We start from the raw sequence: 19,783 nt of genomic DNA, 5'->3' as shown, positions 1-19,783 counted from the left end.
GGAGAATAAATATGGAAACAGTTGTTAAGGAAAGTTTGTATGAAGTAGAATTTGAATCTTTAGAGATAAAAGAGTTAGAGAAATTTGAAAATAAAGATGCAATATTAAATGCAAAGTTAGATATTAGTGTAACTTTAGGAAAGTGTAAAAAGAGCATTAAAGATATACTAAATTTAAAAAATGGTGACATAATATGTTTAGATAAAGTTATAGATGAAGATTTAGATATAAAGGTTAATGATAAATGTATTGCTAAAGGTGAAAGTATAAGAATAGAAGAAAAAATATCGGTTAGAATAATAGAATTTAAAAAAAGTGAAAATTAGCTTAAAAGAGAGAGTGCAATCAGTTAAGTGCATTCTTTTTTATTTTAAATAAAGACTAAATAAATTAAAGAGCAAGTCGATAATTATATTTAGAGATAAGTTAGAAGATATGAAATGGAGGTAGATTATGAAAGTTAATTCTATACAAGTAAATACTATTATAAATTTATATAATAGGCAAAATCAGCATATAAAGCCGGAATCAACTAGTAAAGTCTATAAAGATAAAGTAGTTATATCTGATGATGCAAAGTATTTAAGTAAAATTAATAATGATAATGAAAATATAAATTTAGATAAGGTAAATGAGATAAAGAAAAAAATTAAAGAAGGAATATATGATGTAAATTCAAGAAATATAGCTAAAAAAATGCTTAATGGAATAAAAGGAGAAAAAGATAAATGAATTCACAGTTGAAATTAGTTATTTTTGAGGAGAAAAAATCATTGAAATATTTATTAGATTTATTAGAGGAACAATATAGATTAATTTTAGATAAAGATATAATTGGGCTAGAAAAAATTACAAATCAAATAGAGGATGCAGGAAGAAATATTGCAACTATTGAGATAAATAGAAGAAAGATTATTAAAGAAGAGGAGTTTAAAATATTTATAGATAATACAGAGGATCAGCATATAAAGGATGTTTATAGAGAAATAAAAAATATTCTTAGGAGTTTAGAGCTGCAAAATAATACTAATAATACATTGTTAAAGAAAAAATTACTTTTTACAACTAAAATGATAAATGTAATAAAGCCTTCAAAAGGTATAGGTACATATAATTCATACGGTAAAGTTTGAAGAACGTAGGGAGGGAAAGGTTATGGCTGGATTACTTGGAACACTTAATACAGCAAAGTCAGGAATGGCTGTAAGTCAAATTGCAATACAAACAACTTCACATAATATAACAAATATTAAAACACCGGGATATTCAAGGCAAAGGATATCACAAACTGCAAGTAGACCATATAGTCAACCAGGAGGAAATAGTAGCACTTATGCAGGACAAATAGGAACTGGTGCTAAGGTTAGTGATATAACTAGAATAAGAAATAGTTTTTATGATTATCAATTTAGAAGTGAAAGTCATAAATATGGAGATACAAGTATAAAGTACGACTATTATAAAAATATGGAAAGTATATTTAATAAACCTTCAGCAAGTGAAATATCAACATCATTAAATAGCTTTTTTAATGGATGGGATGAGTTAGCTAAGGATCCAGAAAGTACAGGGGCAAAAAGTGTTGTAATAGAAAATGCTAAATATTTAGCTAACACTATTAATAATGTTTACGGGAAGTTAAGTAGTTTAGAGGAGAGCTTAGGATCTCAATCAGAATCTATATTAAAAGAAATAAACTCAATGGTTTCGGAAATTAGAGATCTTGATAAAAATATTAAAGTTATAGAGGGATCTGGTAAAAGTCCAAATGATTTATTAGATGAAAGAGATAGAATATTAGATGATTTGAGCTTTAAGATTAATATTAGTGATAATGATGTAGAGAAGATTATAAAAGATTCGTTTGACAATAATGGAAAGATAAAATTAGATGACTTAGTTAATTCAGGGATAGATATATCAGGTGAGTTACAAGGAGCTATTACTATGGGAAGAGAGTTGGCAAAGTATAAGGAAAGTTTAACTGTTTTTGCAAATACTATTACAAGCAAGGTAAATGAGGTTGCAGGACAAGAGATATTTGTTCAAAGTGGAAGCAAAATTATAGGGGTTAATCAAGATATTGATTTAGATTTAGATAAGCTTAAGATAACAGGACAAAAAGCTAGTGAATTATATGACTTGAAGAATGAAAAAGTAAATATTAATGGAAAAGAAATGAGCATAAATACATTTTATAATAATATGGTTCAAGATTTAGGAGAATCATCTCAAGCAGTTATAAGAGATGAAAGTAATCAAAGTAAGCTCTTATCAGACATAGATAAATCCCGAAGTAGTGTTTCAGGAGTATCTTTGGATGAAGAAATGATAAATTTAGTGCAACTCCAACATGTTTATAATGCAAGTGCAAAAGTAATTTCAACAATTGATTCTTTATTAGATGTTGTTGTAAATGGATTAATTAGATAGGAGAAACAACGATGAGAGTAACTAATGGAAATATGATGAGTAGTTATTTAAGGGATGTTCAAACTAATCTTCAAAGTATGGATAAATTAAACACTCAATTAAATACAGGAAAACAGGTTAATAAAATATCAGACAATCCTCTTAAGGCTATAAAGATAATGAATTTGAATAACGAGTTAGTAGATATTGAAAAATATAATTATAATATTGATGAAATTACAGGTTGGTTAGATATGACGGATTCTTCCTTAGATAATATAGGAACTCTTACTAGTGAAATAAAAACACTTTTAACTTCTATAAGTGGGGCTTATGGTAAAGATGAAATTAAAGCAATTCAAACTGAGGTTAATGAAAAAATTAAACAAGTTGGGAAAACTTTCAATACTACTTATGCTGGAAAGCATATATTTGGAGGCGTTATAACTGATGAAGCACCAATTAAAATTACTACTTATAAAAATGGTAGTGTATCTTTAAGCCTTAAAGATGAAGATGTTAATAGACTAAATGCTAATTTAAGTACATCTGTATCTAGTGGAATAAATATTGACTATAATTTAAATCTTAATAAGGCAAGTAATGGTGGTAGTGCTTTTGAAATGTTTAACAAATTATCTAATGCTTTAAATACAGAAGAACTAGATATAGAAGTTATAAATGACTTATCTGGAAGATTAGATTCTTATTTAAGTGATGTATTAAATAATAGATCTATAGTTGGTGCAAAAACTAATACCATTCAAAGTATTAAGGATTCTAATGATGAAAATTTATTAGAAATTAAGGGGATTCTTTCTAACATTCAAGATGTTGATTTTGCAACAAAGTATATCGAGTTAAAGGAAGCTGAAATGATATATACAGCGAGTTTAAAAGTTAGCTCTAAATTATTTAATAGTAGTATATTAGATTACTTAAGATAGGGGATAATAATTATGGAAGTAATGTTTAAAAAAGGAATACCAGGATTTGAACAACTTAAAAGTTTTATTATAAGGGATTTAGAAGAGAATGAAAAATTTAAAGTTTTAATATCAAATGAAAGTGATATTAGTTTTATAACAATAAATCCATTTGATGTTTACGAGGATTATGAAATAGATTTAAATGATGAAATTATAAAAGATTTAGAAGTTGAAAAACCAGAAGATATTCTTATTTTAAGTATAATAACTATTGGTAAAAGCTTAAAAGAGAGTACTATGAATTTGCAAGCACCTTTAGTTATTAATATTGTTAATAATCTAGGAAAACAATACATAATTCAAAATGGTAAATATAAAACTAAGCATCCTTTAATAAGGAGAGATAAAAATGTTGGTAATTACTAGAAAAAAAGATGAATCTATATTAATTGGTGATGATATAGAAATTAAGATAGTTAAGGTTGATGATGGAAGTGTTAAGCTAGCTATTTCCGCACCTAGAGATATTAGTATTCTTAGAAAAGAAATATTTGATAGGGTTAAGGAAGAAAATAAGGAAGCTTTAAGTGGTGATTTAGATATTTTAAAGCTACTTAAGTAGGGAGGATAATTATGTATAACGGAAATCCATATAATGCATACAAACAAAATATGGTTAATACGGCATCTAATGAGAAGTTGCTTTTAATGCTTGTTGATGGTGCAGTTAAATATACTAAAATAGCAAGGCTTGCTATTGAGAATAAAGATATTCAAAGGGCACATAAGGAACTTACTAGAGTTCAAGATATTTTTACTGAACTTATGGTAACTATTGATAAAAATGCAGGACAAGTATATGAGAATATGTATAATATTTATGATTTTATTAAAAGTAGATTAGTACAAGCTAATCTAAAAAAGGATATAAAGATTATTGATGAGATTCTGCCTCTTATTGAAAATGTAAGAGATACTTGGCATGAGATAAGTAAAAAAGCTAAAGGGTTATAGGGGGAGTATATGACTACTATTAATTCTAATAGAATAACAGGTTTAGCTACTGGTATGGATATTGATGAAACTGTTAAAAATATGCTTACTGGTGAGCAAAATAAAATTAATAAAGCTGAGCAGAAGAAACAAACTCAGAAATGGCAACAGGAAAGTTACAGGGATATTATTAAAGATGTTAAAGGACTTTATGATAAGTATTTTACAGCAACTTCTGTTGATAATATTTTAAGTAGTAAGGTTTTTGCAACTGTTAATGTTAGTAGCTCTGACAATAATATTATTAGTGCAGTTGCTGGTGCTGGAGCAGAGAATATATATTATAACTTTCAAGTAAATAACATTGCAGAAGCACCAAGAATGGTTAGCAATACAACTAAGGAACTTACTAGGTCAACTAAATTAAGTGAGTTGGGATTAGAGAGTATTATAAATGACAAGGGTGAAGAATTAGCGAAGGAAATTAGTTTTAAATTTAATTATGGTAAAGATAAGAATACTAAAGTTATTACTATCAATTCTGATGATACTATAGAAAGTCTTACCAATAAGATTAATGATGCTAGTAATAGTGAGATAAAAGCTTCATTTAGTCAGATGACAGGTAAGTTTACCGTTGAGTCTAAGATGACTGGTGAAATTAGTACGTTAAAAGTCATAGATGTTGAGAAAGGTATTGATGGAAGTTTTATAGATAGTAATACTGAAAGTTCTGGGGCATTATTATTTTTAGGTATTAATGGATTAGAAACAAGTGGCCATAATTCAGAAGTAATAGTAAAAGATAGTATTGGTAATGAAATTAAGAGGCTTAAGGAAGCAAAAAATACTTTTACTATTGATTATATTACTTATGAGCTACATGGAACAAGTAAGAGTGATAAGGATGTAATTTTAACTTCTATTAAAGATACAAAGTCTACTAGTAATAAGGTTAAGGCTTTTATTGAAGAATATAATAAGGTGATTGACAATATCTATGGTTTAGTGACAGAGAAAAAAAATAATGATTATGCACCTCTTACAAAAGCTCAAAAAGAAGAAATGACAGAAGAGGAAATTGAAAAATGGGAAAAGAAAGCTAAGGTTGGTATTCTTAGAAATGATAGTGAATTAAGAAGATTTATTGATGAAATAAAAGGTTCTGTTTATGGGAAAATAGGAGATTCAGGAATTAATTTAAGTGATATTGGAATAACATCAACTTCAGATTACAATAAGCCTGGGCAACTTTCTTTAGATGAAGAAAAATTTGCAAAGGCATTAGCGGAAAAAGGAAACCTAGTTTATAGGGTTACTACTGGTGCTTTTGAAAAAATTAAGAAAGCTACTTACAGCTATGCAGGAAGTTCAGATAGTATATTCGCTAAGAAGGCTGGTATAGATAAGACTTCTACTGCAACTAATAATTTATATTCAGAACAAATTAGAAAACAAGAGGAATATATTAAAGAACTAACAACTAGAATGCAAAAGAAACAGGAAGCTTTATATCTTAAATTTTCTAATTTAGAATCGAGTATGAATACTTTAAATTCTCAAATGAATTATTTAGTTAGTAGTCTAAGTTAGGATGGTATAAATGATAGACAAATATAGAAGTGTTTCAGAAGAGATATTAAAGATAGTTAGTAGTAAAGAAGTTAATGATTATAGATTAAAAGAGAAATTAAAGGAAAGACAAGCAATTATTGATGGTTTAGAAGAAGAGAAGCTTAGGTTATTTAGGGATAAGTATAAGAATTGTGGACTTTATGAATTAGATAAAGAAATTAGTATTATGCTTGTTGAAAAAATTAAAGCAGTTAAGAAAGAGTTAGATGATTATAGCACTAAGAAGCTGGTTAATACAGCGTATGTTAATGCAAATAGAAATAGTTTAAATATTTTTTATAAAAAAGTGTAAAGTATTAGGAAATTAAGTCGATATATAATATTGTAGGACGAAGAAGTTCTAAATTAAAAGACAAGGATGTCAAATAACAAAAACTAGGGAGAGTGTAAAACTATGAGAATTAATACAAACTTAAATGCTATGACAGCATTAAATCAATCAACAAAAAATACAGCTTTAGCTGGAACATCTATGGGAAAAATATCTTCAGGACAAAGAATTAATAAAGCTGGAGATGATGCAGCAGGATTAGCTATTTCAGAAAAAATGAGAAGTCAAATTAGAGGATTAGATCAAGCATCTAAGAATACTCAAGATGGTATATCATTAGTTCAAACAGCAGAAGGGGCTATGGAGGAAATTGGAAACATAGCACAAAGAATGAGAGAATTATCTGTTCAAGCAGCAAATGATACTAACCAAGAATCTGATAGAACTAAAATACAAGAAGAAATGAATCAATTAAAGGAACAAATAGATAATATAGCTGGATCTACTAAATTTAATGGAGAAAGTTTATTATCAGGTGGTGGAAGCACTGCAGCTATAGTTAGTGGTAAAGGTGTTGAAAGTATAACATTTAATAAAGACTATAGTACAGCTGCTAAAATAACAACTACAGGAAGTTCAGCAACTGATTTAAAAGTAACAATAACAGATGGATCTACGACATATACACAAAGTGCTAAAGTTGCAGATGCAAAGAATGGTGTATTGAAATTAGAGGATTTAGGAATAGAAGTAAAATTAAAATCAGGAGAAGCGCTAGATGCAGCTGCAATTGCAGATAGTACAGCAATAACTGCTGGTGGAAATACTAAGAATATAAATATACAAACAGGAGCTAATACAACTTCTGATGAAACTATTAAGATAACTTTAGATAAAGCAGATTCAACTACTTTAGGAATAAATAAATTAAAAGTAGATAATGCTACAAATGCTAAAGCTGCTATAGATGCGTTAGATGGTGCATTAGAAAGTATAAACAAATCAAGAGCTAAATTAGGAGCTATGCAAAATAGATTAGAATATACAAATAGTAACTTAACTACAACAAATGAAAATTTAACAGCAGCAGAATCAAGAATTAGAGATGTTGATGTTGCAAAAGAAATGATGAATTTATCTAAGTTAAATTTATTAAATCAAGCATCACAAGCAATGATGATTCAAGCAAAATCACAACCAGAAGGTGTAATGCAATTATTAAGATAGTTTATAATATCTTAGAATATAAGGGTAAAGCGAAGGCTTTATCCTTTATTAGTATATAAGAGTAAATTTGCTCTATATGTTTTACAATAAAAGTTTTTATTTAAATCAAATAGGAATAATAAATAAGGTAAAAATAAAAATATAAACAAAGATGTTTAATAATGACAAAATATGTAGAAAAATAGTACAAAAAGGTATATAATAGGAACGCGTGATATAAAATGCAAATAAAATTATATATTAGGCAAAACTAGAGAAATCTAGTGACGCAAAGCTATAGGGGCTAAAACGTACAGTCAAGCCAGCCAGTTGCCGAAGAGTAAGTAAACTTTTTGTTTTATAAGTTCTGTTTTAATAATTATAAATTCGTTATAAACATGTATTTTCTATCTTATAGACATTTAATTTATTAATGTATAGATTGAATGTTTTATAAGTGATGCAAAAACGATTATATTATAAATGGATACTTTAAATTATACTACCATCTTCGGAGGGTAGTATTTTTGTTTTTTAGGATAAATAAGAAAGATTATAAATATAAAGTTAATTTAAATATTAATGGATTTATATCTAATATAGAGGAGGATAATTAAAAATGGAAATATATAACCTTATAAGAAATGGATTAGATGCAGTTGATATTAGAGGAAATACTATTGCTAATAATATTGCAAATGTTAATACTCCAGGATATAAGCGTAAATATGTTAGCTTTGAAGAAGCTTTGGATAGAGTAAATTCAAAACAGAATATAGAAGTTAAAGAAGATAAGTCTACATCTATGAGAGTTGATGGCAATAATGTTGATTTAGAAAGTGAAAAAGTAAATCAAGCGGCTAATACATTAATGTATCACAGTTTAGTAAGTATAACAAATTTAAAATTATCAATGGCTAAAAGTGTAATAACAGGAAGGTAGAGAAGAATATGAGTTTATTTAGTGGAATGAGAATTAGTGCTAGTGGTTTATCTGCAGAAAGATTGAGGTTAGATGTTATATCATCAAATATTGCAAATTCAAGAAGTACAAGAACAGAAAAGGGAGGAGCTTATATAAGAAAAACAGCTGTCTTTTCAGAAAACTATGATAATAAATTAGGAATGTTAGGAGTAAAAGCAACAGCAATAAAAGAGGATACTTCAGAAATGAAGTTAGAGTATAATCCAACTCATCCAGATGCAAATGAGGAGGGGTATGTAGAATATCCAAATGTAGATTTATTAGTTGAAATGGCAGATTTGATTTCTGCATCAAGATCCTATGAATCAAATGTAGATACATTAAATGCTCAAAAGAACATGATTTCAAAGGCTTTAGAAATAGGGAAGTAGTAGGTGGAGAAAATGAATATACAATCAATAGGAACAAGTTCTATATTAAACAATAGAGGTTTAAATGAAATAAATTCAGAAAAAGAATTAAGGACAAGTTTTTCTAATGTTTTGAGTGATGCAATAAATAAAGTAAATGATAAAGAAGTAAATGCAAATAATAAAATAGAAGCTTTAATAAAGGGTCAGGATGTTAGTATGCATGAGGTTATGATTGCTATGCAGGAATCACAACTTTCTCTTCAAGCTCTTATAGAAGTAAGAAATAAGACTGTTGAAGCATATCAAGAAATAAGTAAACTCCAACTGTAAAATAACAGCTAAGAGGTATAAGAAATGCAGAAATTTAAAGAAGTCATAACAAAAATAACAGATGGATTTAGAAATTTAGATAAAAGTAAAAAAATTGCTATTGGAATAGGGATAGTTGCAATAATATTAGCAGTTGTATTTAGTATTAGCTATACAGCTAAAAATAAATATGGAGTTTTATATTCTGGCTTAGATAGTATTGATGCAGCTAATGTTGCAAAATCATTAGAAGACTCAGGTGTAGATACTAAGATAGAAGGAGATATAATTTACGTTCCAAAAGAACAGGTAGATAAATTAAGAATAGAGTTATCAGCATTAATAACTAATGGATCAAAAGGTTTTGAGCTTATGGATGAAGGATCAAGTCTATCAATGACAGATGAAGAATTTCAAATAAAAAAATTAAGAATGCTTCAAGGTGAATTAGAAAAGACTATAAAGACTTTCAAACCAATAGATGATGCAAGAGTACATATTACACAAGGTCAAGAGTCAGTATTTAGCAAAGAAAGCACTAAAGGAAAAGCAGCAATATATGTTTCATTGAAATTGGGGCAGGAATTAGAGGAAAATCAAATAAAATCAATAATATCATTGGTATCTGCAAGTAGTACTAATATTCCTAAACAGAATATTGAAGTAATAGATCAAAATATGAACTTACTTTCAGAAGGTATTTATGATGAAGAAGGTAATTCAATAAATTATGTTGGATTAAATTCTTCTAGAAGTGCAGAAAAAGAAATAAGCTCAGAATTAGAGAAGTCAGTAGTATCAATGTTAGAGGCCATATTTGGTAAAGATAAAGTTAAGGTAACGGTTAATGCAAGTTTAAACTTTGATACTGTTGAAAAAAATGAATTGAAAATAGATCCGGAAAAGGTAATTAAATCAGAGAGTAGAACTGAAAACACCACGTCTAATGGAGCTAAAACAGGTTCGCCAGTTGATAATAATATGAGTAATACAGGTAATAGAAGTAATGAAAACTCAATATCTAAAGAAGAAAAAATTGAATACGAAGTTGGAAAAACAGAAACTAAAGTTATAACAACCGCTGGAGAGATAAAAAAGATAACAGCAGCAGTAGCAATAGATGGAGTAGTTTCTGAGGATGTAATACATAATGTTGAAAGAATGGTTTCATCAGCACTTGGAATAAATGCTGACAAGGGAGATAGGTTAACAGTTGTATCTATGGAATTTAATAATGGTAATCAGGATATATTTACTGATAATGTGGGAGAAAAATTGGTATTACCAAAACAGTTAATTAAATATATAGTAATTTCAGTCATTATAGTTCCTTTAGTAATTATTATTTTAGTTATTATAACATTAAGGAAAAAAGCAACTAAAAATACTTCAATAGAAGAAAATGAAGATCCTAGTGACATAATAAGTAAGATAGTTAAGGAAAAGGAAGCTAAATTAGAAAAAGAAATTGCAATGGAAGAAAGTGAATTAAGCTTAGAAGATGAAATAAGATTAATTGTTTCTAAGAATACTGATGAAACAACTGAATTAATAAAAACTTGGTTAAATGACTAGAGGTAGGTGATAAAGATGTATAAGGAAACTTTAAACAGAGGAAATGCTTATGATTTAGGAGATATTAATAATGAAGGAATAAGTGGAGCTAAAAAAGTAGCAGTCTTACTAATGACTTTAGGAAATGATTTATCGTCTAATATACTTAAAAATTTGTCTGATAAACAAGTTCAAAAAATTGGAGTAGAGATAGCAAATTTACATAAGGTCACAGCTGAAGAGAGAAGGAAGATACTTAGAGAGTTTTTAGAAGTTAGAAAAAGTAAAGATTTTTCTATGGAAGGTGGGATTGACTATGCTAGGGCTTTATTTCAAGGTGCGTTTGACGATTCTAAGGCAAATAAATTAATAGAGGGAATAAAATATGAGACGTCTACACAAGCATTTGCTTCAGCGAGAAAGGCAGATATAAATCAGATATTGTCATGTATAGAAGGAGAAAGTTCACAAACTATTGCAATAATATTATCAAATTTACAGGCAGAAAAATCAGCACAAATAATATGTAAATTAGAAGAAAACCTACAAAAAGAAGTTGCTTTAAAGCTTGGAACTATATCCAATATATCTCCTATTGTAATTAAAGCAGTAGATAGTGCATTGGAGAAGAAATTATTTGACATAGGTGAAGATAAGATTGAGGCATCTAATGGATTTGATAGTTTACTGGATATTTTAACAAAGGTAGATGGAAAAACAGAAAAGAGTATTATTAGCTTTTTAGAAGCAAAAAATAATATGCTTGCAGAAAGAGTTAAAGCAAATATGTTTGTATTTGAAGATATTGTAAAGCTTGATGATAGATCAGTTCAAAAGATATTAAAAGAAGTAAATCTAAAGGATGTTGCTATTGCACTTAAGGGGGTTAATCAGGATATATCAAATATTATTTTAAGAAATCAATCAAGTAGAGCTGCAGATGCATTAAGAGAAGAAGTAAACTTACTTGGAGCAGTTAAAATATCACAAGTTGAAGAAGCTAAGCGTAATATAGTAAAGGTTATAAGAAGATTAGAGCAAGAAAAGGTAATAAGTACAAGCAATGAATTGGAGGAAGAGTTTGTTGTCTAATGCTAATAAGATACTGAGAAGTGATGATATACATATAAAAGGAAAAGTAAGTTTAAGGATGTTACCTAATGATTACTTATTAAACACTCCAGATAGATTATTTCAACAAAAAGAAGATATAGAAAAAAAAATAATTGATGCAAAAGAAGAGTATACGAAAATAGTAAAAGAAATGGAGCAAAAAAAACAAGCTATTATAGATGAGGCTAATGATAATTCAAAAGTAATAGAAAAAAGAGCGTATGAATTAGGATATGAACAGGGTTTGAAAAATGGTTATGAGGATGGTTACAAAGAGTCATACCAGCAGAATATAGAGAAGGCAATTAAAGAAAGTGAAGCTATAAAGCAAGAAGGATATAATACATTATTAAATATAAAAAGTGAGGCAAAACAATATATTAAGGATAATAAAAGATACATATTAGATATTTGTATATCAATAGCAGAGCAAGTTCTTAGAGAAAAATTTGAAGATATAAAATTAATGGATACTATGATTGAAAATATAATTGCTGAATATGACTTAAAGAAGGACTTAATTGTAAAAGTAAATCCAATTTATAAAGAGAAACTTGAAAATAGTATAAAAGTTAGAATGAGAGAGTTAAAGCTATCTCAAAAGGTTTTTATTATTTCTGATTCAACCATAGAAAAGGGAAATGCTGAAATTGAAAGTGGAAATGGAAAGCTAATAGTAGGTATAGACAGCGTTTTAGATAAGGTAAGGGAAGAGCTACTATAGTGGGGGGAATATGATATCTATAGATTTTAATAAAATAATGGAAAAGATAAGCAATATAACTCCATATGTATCAGAGGGAAAAGTTAAAAAGGTAATAGGCCTTACTATTGAGGTTGATGGACTTAAAACATCAGTTGGAGAGTTATGTACAATATATAATCAAAATAATAGTCCTATAAGTTGTGAAGTTGTGGGATTTAGAGAAAATGAAATAATACTTATGCCTTTAGGTGAGTTAGTTGGAATTGGACCAGGATGTAGAGTTATAGCTAGTGGTAATCCATGTAGTGTTAAATGTAACAATGATTTATTAGGAAAAGTAATAGATGCTTTGGGAAATCCAATAGATGAAAGTTCAATTTGTGAAGGGGAAAGATATAGTTTGTTTAATAAGCCTCCAGATCCTATTAAAAGGGAAAGAATTAAAAATATAATGCCAACAGGAATAAAAGCAATTGATGGATTTATTACTTGTGGAGAAGGTCAAAGGATTGGGATATTTGCAGGTAGTGGTGTTGGAAAAAGTACAACTTTGGGAATGATAGCTAAAGCTGCAGAAGCAGATGTTAATGTCATTGCATTAATAGGTGAAAGAGGACGAGAAGTATTAGATTTTATTGAAAGAGATTTAGGAACAGAAGGTATGAAAAAGTCTGTAGTGGTTTGTGCAACATCGGATAAACCACCACTTGTAAGACTAAAAGGTGCATTAACAGCAACATCAATTGCAGAGTATTTTAGAGATCAGGGTAAAAAAGTAATACTTATGATGGATTCTGTTACTAGATTTGCAATGGCTCAAAGAGAAGTTGGACTTGCTATTGGAGAACCACCAGCTCAAAAAGGGTATACTCCATCAGTATTTGCAGAACTTCCTAAGCTTATGGAAAGAACAGGACTTGCAGAAAGGGGGTCCATAACAGCATTTTATACTGTCTTAGTGGATGGTGATGATTTTAATGAACCAATTGCTGATGCTGTAAGAGGAATTCTTGATGGACATATAGTTTTATCTAGAGAGCTTGCTCACAAAAATCATTACCCAGCAATAGATGTTTCAAATAGTGTAAGTCGTCTTATGAATGATATATGTGATGATGAACATAAAACATCTGCATCTTATGGACGGGATATAATTGCCACTTATAAGGAGGCTGAGGATTTAATAAATATTGGTGCATATGAACATGGATCTAATATAAAAATAGATAAGTCAATTGAATATATTGATAAGATTAATAATTTTTTAAAGCAAGGTATAAATGAAAAGAGTTCCTTTGAAGAAAATATAAATAGTTTAAAAAATATATTTAGATAAGGTGGAAGGTATGTGGAGAATTTTAATTTTAGGCTTCAAAAGGTCTTAGATATTAAATTTAAAAATGAAGAGGAAAGTAAAGTTAAGTACTCTAAGGCTCAAAGAGAAAAAAGAGCAGTAGAGGAAGAACTTGAAATTTTAAAGTCGAATTATAAAAGGTATTCTGATGAAATTAATATTGAAGATATAGTAACAAGAAAGATAACATCTAATTATTTAAATACTTTATCAAATATTATCAGTATTAAAAGTTCAGAATTAAATAAAAAACAAGTTATATTAAATGAAGCTAGAATTGATTTATTAAATAAGCAAATTGAAAGAAAGTCTTTAGAAAAGTTAAAGAAGAATAAATATATTTTGCACAAGAAAGAAGAAAACCAAAAAGAGCAGAATATTAATGATGAATTTGGAATTTATTCATATTTAAGAAGAAAGTCTGAAGATATATAGGAGATTGATAGTTGTGAGGATAGGTAGGTCATTAGCACTATCATCTAGTAATCAAAATAGTGCAAACATAATAAAAAATAAAAGTGAAGATAAGTTCTTATCGATATTAGATTCGGATGTAAAATCTGATATGGATTTAGAAGAAAATAAGGATGATATTAATACTAATGAAGAGTTAATATTATTTATCGGGTCATTATCTAATAGTATAAAAATTAATGAAAATATTGAATCAAATGAAATAAGCAACGGGAGTATTAGCGATTTAACTAGAGAGTCTATTAACTTTAATAAAAATGAAAAGTTTAGTTTAAGTATTGAGCTAGATGATATCTATAATCGGAATATTAATGAATTCGGTGAAAAATTGGTAGCTCCAGAAGATAAGTTACGTAAAAATTATTTAGTTCAAGAAATAGGTAAGTGTATAAACAATGAATCTATAGGTAAATTAATAGAATTACAAAATAAAGGAAAAGATTTATTGATAAATGGAAAATTAAATTCAATTATTAAAGAAACAAATGAAATAAGTAACGAGAATATTAGTGATTTAACTAGAGAGTCTATTGACTTTAATAAAAATGAAAAGTTTAGTTTAAGTATTCAGCTAGATGATATCTACAATAATAATATTAATGAATTTAGTGAAAGACTGGTAGGTTTAGAAGATAAGTTAAATAGAAATTATTTAGTTCGAGAAATAAGTAAGTTTATAAATAAGGAATCTATGGGGGAAGTAATAGAATTACCTTGTAATGAGGTTAAGGATAAGGTGATTAACCAGATAGATACTAATAATGAGGTTGGTGAAGTAGAGTTAGATTATAAAATGATGAATATTTTAGATAAGTTTAAAAATAACAATACTAAATCTAATATTGGAGAAGAAGTTTCATTAAGAATTAAAGATATAAAAAGAATTGATTTATTAGACACAATAAATTCTAATACGTATAAAGCTGATAATACAAAGAGAGAATTAGATTTAATGAAAAATATTAGAATAGGTAGCTTTAAGGTTAAAGAGAATAACGATTTAGATACCAATATTGAATCTAATATATCAAATAATATTTTTATTTTTAGTGCTGAGGATAAACTTAATACTAATGAAGTAAAACCTCAATTTATTAGAAAAGAATATTTTTCAGAAGATGTAATTCAAATTGTGAAGTACTTAAAAAACAATGGTGTAGAAGAATTAACTGTAAAAATAAATCCTAAGGATTTAGGGGAAGTAAATATAAAGATTTTAAAATCTAAAAATGAAGAAAAATTAGTTATTACGCTAGCAAAGGATGAAACCTTTAGTTTAGTAAAGGAGAATATAAATGAAATAAAAAATCATTTAAGCAGTTTAGAAATTAACATTAAGAAAATAGATGTTGAAACAACAATTGATAATCTAAAAAATTTTTCTGAAAATTTAAATCAAAATTTTAATAGAAATAATACAAAAGAACAAAAGAGAAATAGACAATCTAATAAACAAGAGAATGAGATTGAAAACAAATTAGAAAATAATAATTTAAATATTGATTTGTTAATATAGGAAGGAAATTATGGAGGCAATAAGACAAAGAAACAACAATGTAGTTGGTAAAACTGAAAATGGAACAATTGTATATGATTCAGGAGAAAAAAATGATAAGGATATTTTCTTAAAGATGTTAGTTGGACAAATGACTAATCAAGATCCATTTAATACTAAAGATCCATCACAATATATTACTCAATTAGCTCAATTTAATACTTTAGAACAAATGATTTCTTTAAATGATTCTATGAGATATTTAGTTAATTTAAATAATGCAATATTATCAAATACTGCATTAGGATCGGCTTCAGTATTAATAGGAAAAAGTGTAGAAGTATCAAATCTAGATGAGTCAGGAAAGTATGAGAATTGTTCTGGAAAAGTAAAAAGTGTAGCAATAAAAGATGGGCAAGTCTTTTTAGAAGTTAAGTTAGATAATACAGGGGAAATAAAAGACTTTGAATATTCATCATTAGTTAAAGTTAATGATAATAAAGAATATTAATAAAAAAGTAGGGGAAAAGGGAGATAGCAAAAATGTTAAAATCAATGTATTCAGGAATAAGTGGAATGAAATCAAATCAAACTAAAATGGATGTAGTGGGTAATAATATAGCTAATTCTAGTACTACAGCATTTAAAAAGTCGAGTGTAAGATTTAGTGATACATTAAATAAAACAGTAATATATTCAAGTCAGCCAAGTAAAAATGTAGGTGGAGTAAATCCAGGGCATGTTGGTATAGGAGTAAAGGTTAGTTCTATAGCTAAAAACATGTTACAGGGGTCATTACAACAAACAGGAATTCCAAGTGATTTATCAATAGATGGAGAAGGATTCTTCATAGCTCAAATAGATAAAAGTAATAAGGGAAAAGATGAAAATATTATTACAGAAGGATATACAAGAGATGGTTCATTTACTTTAGATAAGGATGGCCATTTAGTAACATCAGCAGGATATTATATATTAAATACAGTAAACGAACCAGTAAATATACCTACAGTTGTAGATAAAAATGGAGATGCAGTTAAAGAAGGAACAGAAGGATCTAAAAGAGTATTGTCTTATAACATTTCAAGGGAAGGAAGAATATCATACGTTGTTGAAGATGGTACGAAGGTTGATAGCTCTCAAACATTAAAAATTGCAACCTTTGTAAATAAAAATGGATTAGAACCTTCAAGTGGTAATATTTATCTAGAATCTTCTAATTCAGGAGCGCCAGAATATAATATTGGTGATAATAAGACAAAGCATGGTCTTATAACTCAAGGAGCTTTAGAAATGTCTAACGTTGATTTGTCAGAGGAATTTACAGACATGATAGTTACAACTAGAGCATTTCAAGCTTCAAGTAAAGTAATAACAACAAGTGATGAATTATTACAAGAAATAATAAATCTTAAAAGATAAATAAGAGGTTAAAAATGAAAAGAAACGATATATTAACACCTATAGGAATATTATTAGGGATAAGCTTTATTATATTTGCTATATCACAAGGAAATGTTGGAGTTAAAAGATTTTACGATTTAGTTTCAATAATGATAACGGTTGGAGGATCATTTTCGGCTCTGCTTATTACATATTCGATAGATGAAATAATGATGTTCATATTTATGACTAAAAAATTATTTAGAACATCATCAATATCAAAGGGAGATGTTATAAAAGAATTTAAAAAAATATCTATAAAATCAAGAAAAGATGGTTTTTTAGCAATAGAAAGTAATATTCAAGAAATTAAAGATGATTTTATGAAGACAGGCTTAGAGTTAGTTGTTGATGGAGTAGAAGCTGATTTAATAGTTGATATTTTAAATAGTAATATTTCAGAAGTAGAAAATAGATATAGTAAAGCAGGAAAAATATATAAAACGTGGGGCTCTTATGCACCGGCGTTTGGAATGATAGGTACATTAGTAGGACTTATTCAAATGTTATCACAGCTTGATAATCCAGATACTATAGCTAGTGGTATGGCAGCTGCTCTTATAACAACATTTTATGGTGCATTATTAGCAAATTTAATTTTAAATCCTTTAGGGTTTAACCTTGAAAATAAGGGGGAGAGAGAAGCTGAAAATAGGGAGATGATGTTAGTAGGTATTCTAAGTATAAAAAATGGTGATTCAACAAGAATTTTAGAAGAAAAGTTGGCAAGTTTTTTAAATGAAAAAGAAAAGGTTAAGTACTTAAAAGGTGGAAATGTAAATGGATCAGAAAAGAAAGCAGCGTAGAAAAAGGAAAAGGGATGATATCAATACAAGTGCTTGGATGGATACATATGCAGATACAATTACGCTACTATTAACATTTTTTATTCTTTTATATTCATTTTCTACTACAGATAATGAAAGGTTAAAGTTAATTGCAGCAGCTCTTAAAGGTGAAATAACTGGTGTGCCGACAAAGCTAAAGGATGTTCCCAATATAGATAAGAAGGATTCTGAACAAGGTATTGGGGAAAAAAGTCCATATGATGTACTAGTGGATGAGGTTACTGAAATAATAAATAAAAATGCACTAACAGATGTAGTAAAGATAAGAGAAGAAGATGCAGGTGTTGTACTTCAATTAAGTGACAGTATACTTTTTGATTTAGGACAAGCTGAAATGAAAAGTGATAGTACAGCAGTATTAGATGTTATAAGTAATATACTTCCTAATATTAGTAATGAAATTATGGTGCAAGGACATACAGATAATGTTCCTATAAGTTCAGCAAAATATAAGTCAAATTGGGAGTTATCAACGGCAAGAGCAGTTAATGTTATTAGGTATTTTATAGAAGTTAAGGGCTTTAATCCAACCAGATTTTCTGCTACTGGATATGGAGAGTATAGGCCGTTAGTAGATAATTCAACAGATGAAAATAGAGCTATTAATAGAAGAGTTGATATATTAATAGTTCAGAAGAAAGATATAACAGGGGAATAGATGGATAAGACATTTTTAGAATTCATAATTAATTTAATAGTGTTAATTCCTATTATTTTATTACTAATAGTAATTTCATTAAGACTTAGTAAAAAAAGTCTAGATAAATTGACTTTAGGTTCATATGTTAAAGTAATTGAAAGATTTAATTTAACTAAAGATATAAATCTATATGTAATTAAAATGGGAACAACAGGATGTGTACTAGTTTCTTCAAATAATAATATACAAGTAATAAAAGAATTAAACGAAAATGAAGTAGAAGAAATAATAAATATGAAAAATAATAAAAGCAATTCTATAGCATTAAAAGGTATAAATGAATTATGGGTAAGCAACATATTAAATAATAATTTTACAAGGAAAAAAGATAATGGATATACTAAGTCAGATTTTAAATAATAGTTCAGAATTAACTCCAAACATGCAAGTATTTTTATTAATGACGATACTTATGTTCTTACCAACAATAATATTTATGATGACAAGCTTTGTAAGAATAATAATTACATTTTCATTTATAAAATCAGCATTAGGTGCTCAACAATCTATTCCAAATCAAATATTAGTGGGACTAGCTCTGTGTATAACTATGTTTATTATGAGTCCAGTTGTGGATAAGATAACACAAAATGCTATACAACCGTATATAAATAAAGAAATAACTATTGAAGAGGCATATACAGAAGCAAAGAAACCAGTGGTAGAATTTTTATTAAAACAAACTAGGGATGAAGATTTAGAGTTATTCTTAAAAAATTCATCAATAGATGTTAAGAATTTAAATAAAGAAGATTTACCAATAAATGTAGTAGTACCTGCTTTTGCAATAAGTGAATTAAAAACAGCATTTCAGATAGGATTTATAATATATATACCTTTTCTAGTAATAGATTTAATAGTAGCTAGTACTCTTATGTCAATGGGAATGTTTATGCTTCCACCGGCAATGATTTCACTTCCATTTAAATTACTTTTATTTGTAATGGTAGATGGATGGAACTTATTAGTTAAATCTTTAATAGAAAGTTTTTTAAGATAGGAG

Annotated in this window: 26 protein-coding genes and 1 riboswitch; all 26 genes read left to right on the top strand. The window is 27.8% G+C overall.

What is annotated here, in order from left to right:
• The first annotated feature begins 11 nt into the window (after positions 1 to 11).
• Positions 12 to 326, top strand: a complete 315-nt coding sequence (locus I4V51_RS03530; RefSeq protein ID WP_195986953.1) for a FliM/FliN family flagellar motor switch protein — start codon at positions 12 to 14, stop codon at positions 324 to 326.
• A 127-nt stretch (positions 327 to 453) separates the two neighbouring features.
• Entirely contained in the window at positions 454 to 732 is a 279-nt protein-coding gene (flgM, locus tag I4V51_RS03525; protein ID WP_195986952.1) for a flagellar biosynthesis anti-sigma factor FlgM, read from the top strand.
• Positions 729 to 1,133 (top strand): flagellar protein FlgN, encoded by a 405-nt coding sequence (locus I4V51_RS03520; protein ID WP_195986951.1) that lies wholly within the window; start codon positions 729 to 731, stop codon positions 1,131 to 1,133. The genes flgM and I4V51_RS03520 overlap by 4 nt, the downstream gene beginning before the upstream one ends.
• A 22-nt stretch (positions 1,134 to 1,155) precedes the next feature.
• Positions 1,156 to 2,433 carry a flagellar hook-associated protein FlgK gene (gene flgK, locus I4V51_RS03515; protein ID WP_195986950.1) on the top strand — a complete coding sequence of 426 codons (1,278 nt, stop codon included), beginning with the start codon at positions 1,156 to 1,158 and terminating at the stop codon, positions 2,431 to 2,433.
• 11 nt (positions 2,434 to 2,444) lie between these two features.
• Positions 2,445 to 3,359, top strand: a complete 915-nt coding sequence (locus tag I4V51_RS03510) for a flagellar hook-associated protein 3 (protein WP_195986949.1) — start codon at positions 2,445 to 2,447, stop codon at positions 3,357 to 3,359.
• A 12-nt stretch (positions 3,360 to 3,371) separates the two neighbouring features.
• Positions 3,372 to 3,767 carry a flagellar assembly protein FliW gene (fliW, locus tag I4V51_RS03505; protein ID WP_195986948.1) on the top strand — a complete coding sequence of 132 codons (396 nt, stop codon included), beginning with the start codon at positions 3,372 to 3,374 and terminating at the stop codon, positions 3,765 to 3,767.
• Positions 3,751 to 3,963: a carbon storage regulator CsrA gene (gene csrA, locus I4V51_RS03500; protein ID WP_195986947.1), complete on the top strand. Its 213-nt coding sequence runs from the start codon at positions 3,751 to 3,753 to the stop codon at positions 3,961 to 3,963. The genes fliW and csrA overlap by 17 nt, the downstream gene beginning before the upstream one ends.
• A gap of 11 nt (positions 3,964 to 3,974) precedes the next feature.
• A complete protein-coding gene (fliS, locus tag I4V51_RS03495; protein ID WP_195986946.1) occupies positions 3,975 to 4,355 on the top strand; it encodes a flagellar export chaperone FliS in 381 nt (126 codons plus the stop codon).
• A gap of 9 nt (positions 4,356 to 4,364) precedes the next feature.
• Positions 4,365 to 5,927, top strand: coding sequence for a flagellar filament capping protein FliD (gene fliD, locus I4V51_RS03490; protein WP_195986945.1), 1,563 nt, complete (start codon positions 4,365 to 4,367; stop codon positions 5,925 to 5,927).
• A gap of 10 nt (positions 5,928 to 5,937) precedes the next feature.
• On the top strand, positions 5,938 to 6,261 hold the full coding sequence (locus I4V51_RS03485) for a hypothetical protein (RefSeq protein WP_195986944.1): 324 nt from the start codon (positions 5,938 to 5,940) through the stop codon (positions 6,259 to 6,261).
• A 102-nt stretch (positions 6,262 to 6,363) separates the two neighbouring features.
• Complete coding sequence (locus tag I4V51_RS21335; RefSeq protein ID WP_195986943.1) at positions 6,364 to 7,467, top strand: flagellin; 1,104 nt, start codon at positions 6,364 to 6,366, stop codon at positions 7,465 to 7,467.
• Between the two features lie 233 nt (positions 7,468 to 7,700).
• Positions 7,701 to 7,784: riboswitch (cyclic di-GMP riboswitch) on the top strand.
• A 281-nt stretch (positions 7,785 to 8,065) separates the two neighbouring features.
• On the top strand, positions 8,066 to 8,389 hold the full coding sequence (locus I4V51_RS03475) for a flagellar basal body protein (RefSeq protein WP_195986942.1): 324 nt from the start codon (positions 8,066 to 8,068) through the stop codon (positions 8,387 to 8,389).
• Positions 8,390 to 8,397: 8 nt separating this feature from the next.
• On the top strand, positions 8,398 to 8,802 hold the full coding sequence (gene flgC, locus I4V51_RS03470) for a flagellar basal body rod protein FlgC (protein ID WP_195986941.1): 405 nt from the start codon (positions 8,398 to 8,400) through the stop codon (positions 8,800 to 8,802).
• Positions 8,803 to 8,814: 12 nt separating this feature from the next.
• The gene (gene fliE, locus I4V51_RS03465; RefSeq protein ID WP_195986940.1) at positions 8,815 to 9,114 is read left to right on the top strand and encodes a flagellar hook-basal body complex protein FliE; all 300 of its coding nucleotides are present in this window, start codon (positions 8,815 to 8,817) and stop codon (positions 9,112 to 9,114) included.
• Between the two features lie 24 nt (positions 9,115 to 9,138).
• Positions 9,139 to 10,668: a flagellar basal-body MS-ring/collar protein FliF gene (fliF, locus tag I4V51_RS03460; protein WP_195986939.1), complete on the top strand. Its 1,530-nt coding sequence runs from the start codon at positions 9,139 to 9,141 to the stop codon at positions 10,666 to 10,668.
• 15 nt (positions 10,669 to 10,683) lie between these two features.
• On the top strand, positions 10,684 to 11,739 hold the full coding sequence (gene fliG, locus I4V51_RS03455; protein ID WP_195986938.1) for a flagellar motor switch protein FliG: 1,056 nt from the start codon (positions 10,684 to 10,686) through the stop codon (positions 11,737 to 11,739).
• Positions 11,732 to 12,484 carry a FliH/SctL family protein gene (locus I4V51_RS03450; protein ID WP_195986937.1) on the top strand — a complete coding sequence of 251 codons (753 nt, stop codon included), beginning with the start codon at positions 11,732 to 11,734 and terminating at the stop codon, positions 12,482 to 12,484. Before fliG ends, I4V51_RS03450 begins: the two co-directional genes overlap by 8 nt.
• A gap of 10 nt (positions 12,485 to 12,494) precedes the next feature.
• A complete protein-coding gene (gene fliI, locus I4V51_RS03445; RefSeq protein WP_195986936.1) occupies positions 12,495 to 13,802 on the top strand; it encodes a flagellar protein export ATPase FliI in 1,308 nt (435 codons plus the stop codon).
• A 12-nt stretch (positions 13,803 to 13,814) separates the two neighbouring features.
• Positions 13,815 to 14,255 carry a flagellar export protein FliJ gene (gene fliJ / locus I4V51_RS03440; protein ID WP_195986935.1) on the top strand — a complete coding sequence of 147 codons (441 nt, stop codon included), beginning with the start codon at positions 13,815 to 13,817 and terminating at the stop codon, positions 14,253 to 14,255.
• 13 nt (positions 14,256 to 14,268) lie between these two features.
• Positions 14,269 to 15,810 (top strand): flagellar hook-length control protein FliK, encoded by a 1,542-nt coding sequence (locus I4V51_RS21480; protein ID WP_195986934.1) that lies wholly within the window; start codon positions 14,269 to 14,271, stop codon positions 15,808 to 15,810.
• Between the two features lie 10 nt (positions 15,811 to 15,820).
• Positions 15,821 to 16,300: a flagellar hook capping FlgD N-terminal domain-containing protein gene (locus I4V51_RS03430; RefSeq protein WP_195986933.1), complete on the top strand. Its 480-nt coding sequence runs from the start codon at positions 15,821 to 15,823 to the stop codon at positions 16,298 to 16,300.
• A 32-nt stretch (positions 16,301 to 16,332) separates the two neighbouring features.
• A complete protein-coding gene (locus I4V51_RS03425; RefSeq protein WP_195986932.1) occupies positions 16,333 to 17,211 on the top strand; it encodes a flagellar hook-basal body complex protein in 879 nt (292 codons plus the stop codon).
• Positions 17,212 to 17,225: 14 nt separating this feature from the next.
• The gene (locus I4V51_RS03420; protein WP_195986931.1) at positions 17,226 to 18,038 is read left to right on the top strand and encodes a MotA/TolQ/ExbB proton channel family protein; all 813 of its coding nucleotides are present in this window, start codon (positions 17,226 to 17,228) and stop codon (positions 18,036 to 18,038) included.
• The gene (locus I4V51_RS03415; RefSeq protein WP_195986930.1) at positions 18,013 to 18,738 is read left to right on the top strand and encodes an OmpA family protein; all 726 of its coding nucleotides are present in this window, start codon (positions 18,013 to 18,015) and stop codon (positions 18,736 to 18,738) included. Before I4V51_RS03420 ends, I4V51_RS03415 begins: the two co-directional genes overlap by 26 nt.
• Entirely contained in the window at positions 18,739 to 19,140 is a 402-nt protein-coding gene (locus tag I4V51_RS03410; protein ID WP_195986929.1) for a flagellar biosynthetic protein FliO, read from the top strand.
• Positions 19,112 to 19,780: a flagellar type III secretion system pore protein FliP gene (fliP, locus tag I4V51_RS03405; RefSeq protein WP_195986928.1), complete on the top strand. Its 669-nt coding sequence runs from the start codon at positions 19,112 to 19,114 to the stop codon at positions 19,778 to 19,780. Before I4V51_RS03410 ends, fliP begins: the two co-directional genes overlap by 29 nt.
• Positions 19,781 to 19,783 lie beyond the last annotated feature (3 nt).

Origin of the sequence: Clostridium sp. D53t1_180928_C8 (assembly GCF_015667795.1) — a bacterium.
In the GTDB taxonomy this organism is placed as follows: Bacteria; Bacillota; Clostridia; order Clostridiales; family Clostridiaceae; genus Clostridium.
The sequence above is the reverse complement of the archived record's forward strand: the minus strand, read 5'-3'. Positions and strand labels throughout refer to the sequence as shown.

Bases quoted from the DNA above. Each gene is read 5' to 3' on its own strand.
- I4V51_RS03530 (WP_195986953.1), top strand. From the start codon at position 12: ATGGAAACAGTTGTTAAGGAAAGTTTGTATGAAGTAGAATTTGAATCT.
- fliD (WP_195986945.1), top strand. From the start codon at position 4,365: ATGACTACTATTAATTCTAATAGAATAACAGGTTTAGCTACTGGTATG.
- fliS (WP_195986946.1), top strand. From the start codon at position 3,975: ATGTATAACGGAAATCCATATAATGCATACAAACAAAATATGGTTAAT.
- fliG (WP_195986938.1), top strand. From the start codon at position 10,684: ATGTATAAGGAAACTTTAAACAGAGGAAATGCTTATGATTTAGGAGAT.
- flgC (WP_195986941.1), top strand. From the start codon at position 8,398: ATGAGTTTATTTAGTGGAATGAGAATTAGTGCTAGTGGTTTATCTGCA.
- fliI (WP_195986936.1), top strand. From the start codon at position 12,495: ATGATATCTATAGATTTTAATAAAATAATGGAAAAGATAAGCAATATA.
- fliE (WP_195986940.1), top strand. From the start codon at position 8,815: ATGAATATACAATCAATAGGAACAAGTTCTATATTAAACAATAGAGGT.
- fliP (WP_195986928.1), top strand. From the start codon at position 19,112: ATGGATATACTAAGTCAGATTTTAAATAATAGTTCAGAATTAACTCCA.
- I4V51_RS03410 (WP_195986929.1), top strand. From the start codon at position 18,739: ATGGATAAGACATTTTTAGAATTCATAATTAATTTAATAGTGTTAATT.
- I4V51_RS03415 (WP_195986930.1), top strand. From the start codon at position 18,013: ATGGATCAGAAAAGAAAGCAGCGTAGAAAAAGGAAAAGGGATGATATC.
- I4V51_RS03475 (WP_195986942.1), top strand. From the start codon at position 8,066: ATGGAAATATATAACCTTATAAGAAATGGATTAGATGCAGTTGATATT.
- I4V51_RS03520 (WP_195986951.1), top strand. From the start codon at position 729: ATGAATTCACAGTTGAAATTAGTTATTTTTGAGGAGAAAAAATCATTG.
- fliF (WP_195986939.1), top strand. From the start codon at position 9,139: ATGCAGAAATTTAAAGAAGTCATAACAAAAATAACAGATGGATTTAGA.
- flgM (WP_195986952.1), top strand. From the start codon at position 454: ATGAAAGTTAATTCTATACAAGTAAATACTATTATAAATTTATATAAT.
- I4V51_RS03425 (WP_195986932.1), top strand. From the start codon at position 16,333: ATGTTAAAATCAATGTATTCAGGAATAAGTGGAATGAAATCAAATCAA.
- fliW (WP_195986948.1), top strand. From the start codon at position 3,372: ATGGAAGTAATGTTTAAAAAAGGAATACCAGGATTTGAACAACTTAAA.
- I4V51_RS21335 (WP_195986943.1), top strand. From the start codon at position 6,364: ATGAGAATTAATACAAACTTAAATGCTATGACAGCATTAAATCAATCA.
- flgK (WP_195986950.1), top strand. From the start codon at position 1,156: ATGGCTGGATTACTTGGAACACTTAATACAGCAAAGTCAGGAATGGCT.
- I4V51_RS03430 (WP_195986933.1), top strand. From the start codon at position 15,821: ATGGAGGCAATAAGACAAAGAAACAACAATGTAGTTGGTAAAACTGAA.
- I4V51_RS03510 (WP_195986949.1), top strand. From the start codon at position 2,445: ATGAGAGTAACTAATGGAAATATGATGAGTAGTTATTTAAGGGATGTT.
- I4V51_RS03485 (WP_195986944.1), top strand. From the start codon at position 5,938: ATGATAGACAAATATAGAAGTGTTTCAGAAGAGATATTAAAGATAGTT.
- I4V51_RS03420 (WP_195986931.1), top strand. From the start codon at position 17,226: ATGAAAAGAAACGATATATTAACACCTATAGGAATATTATTAGGGATA.
- csrA (WP_195986947.1), top strand. From the start codon at position 3,751: ATGTTGGTAATTACTAGAAAAAAAGATGAATCTATATTAATTGGTGAT.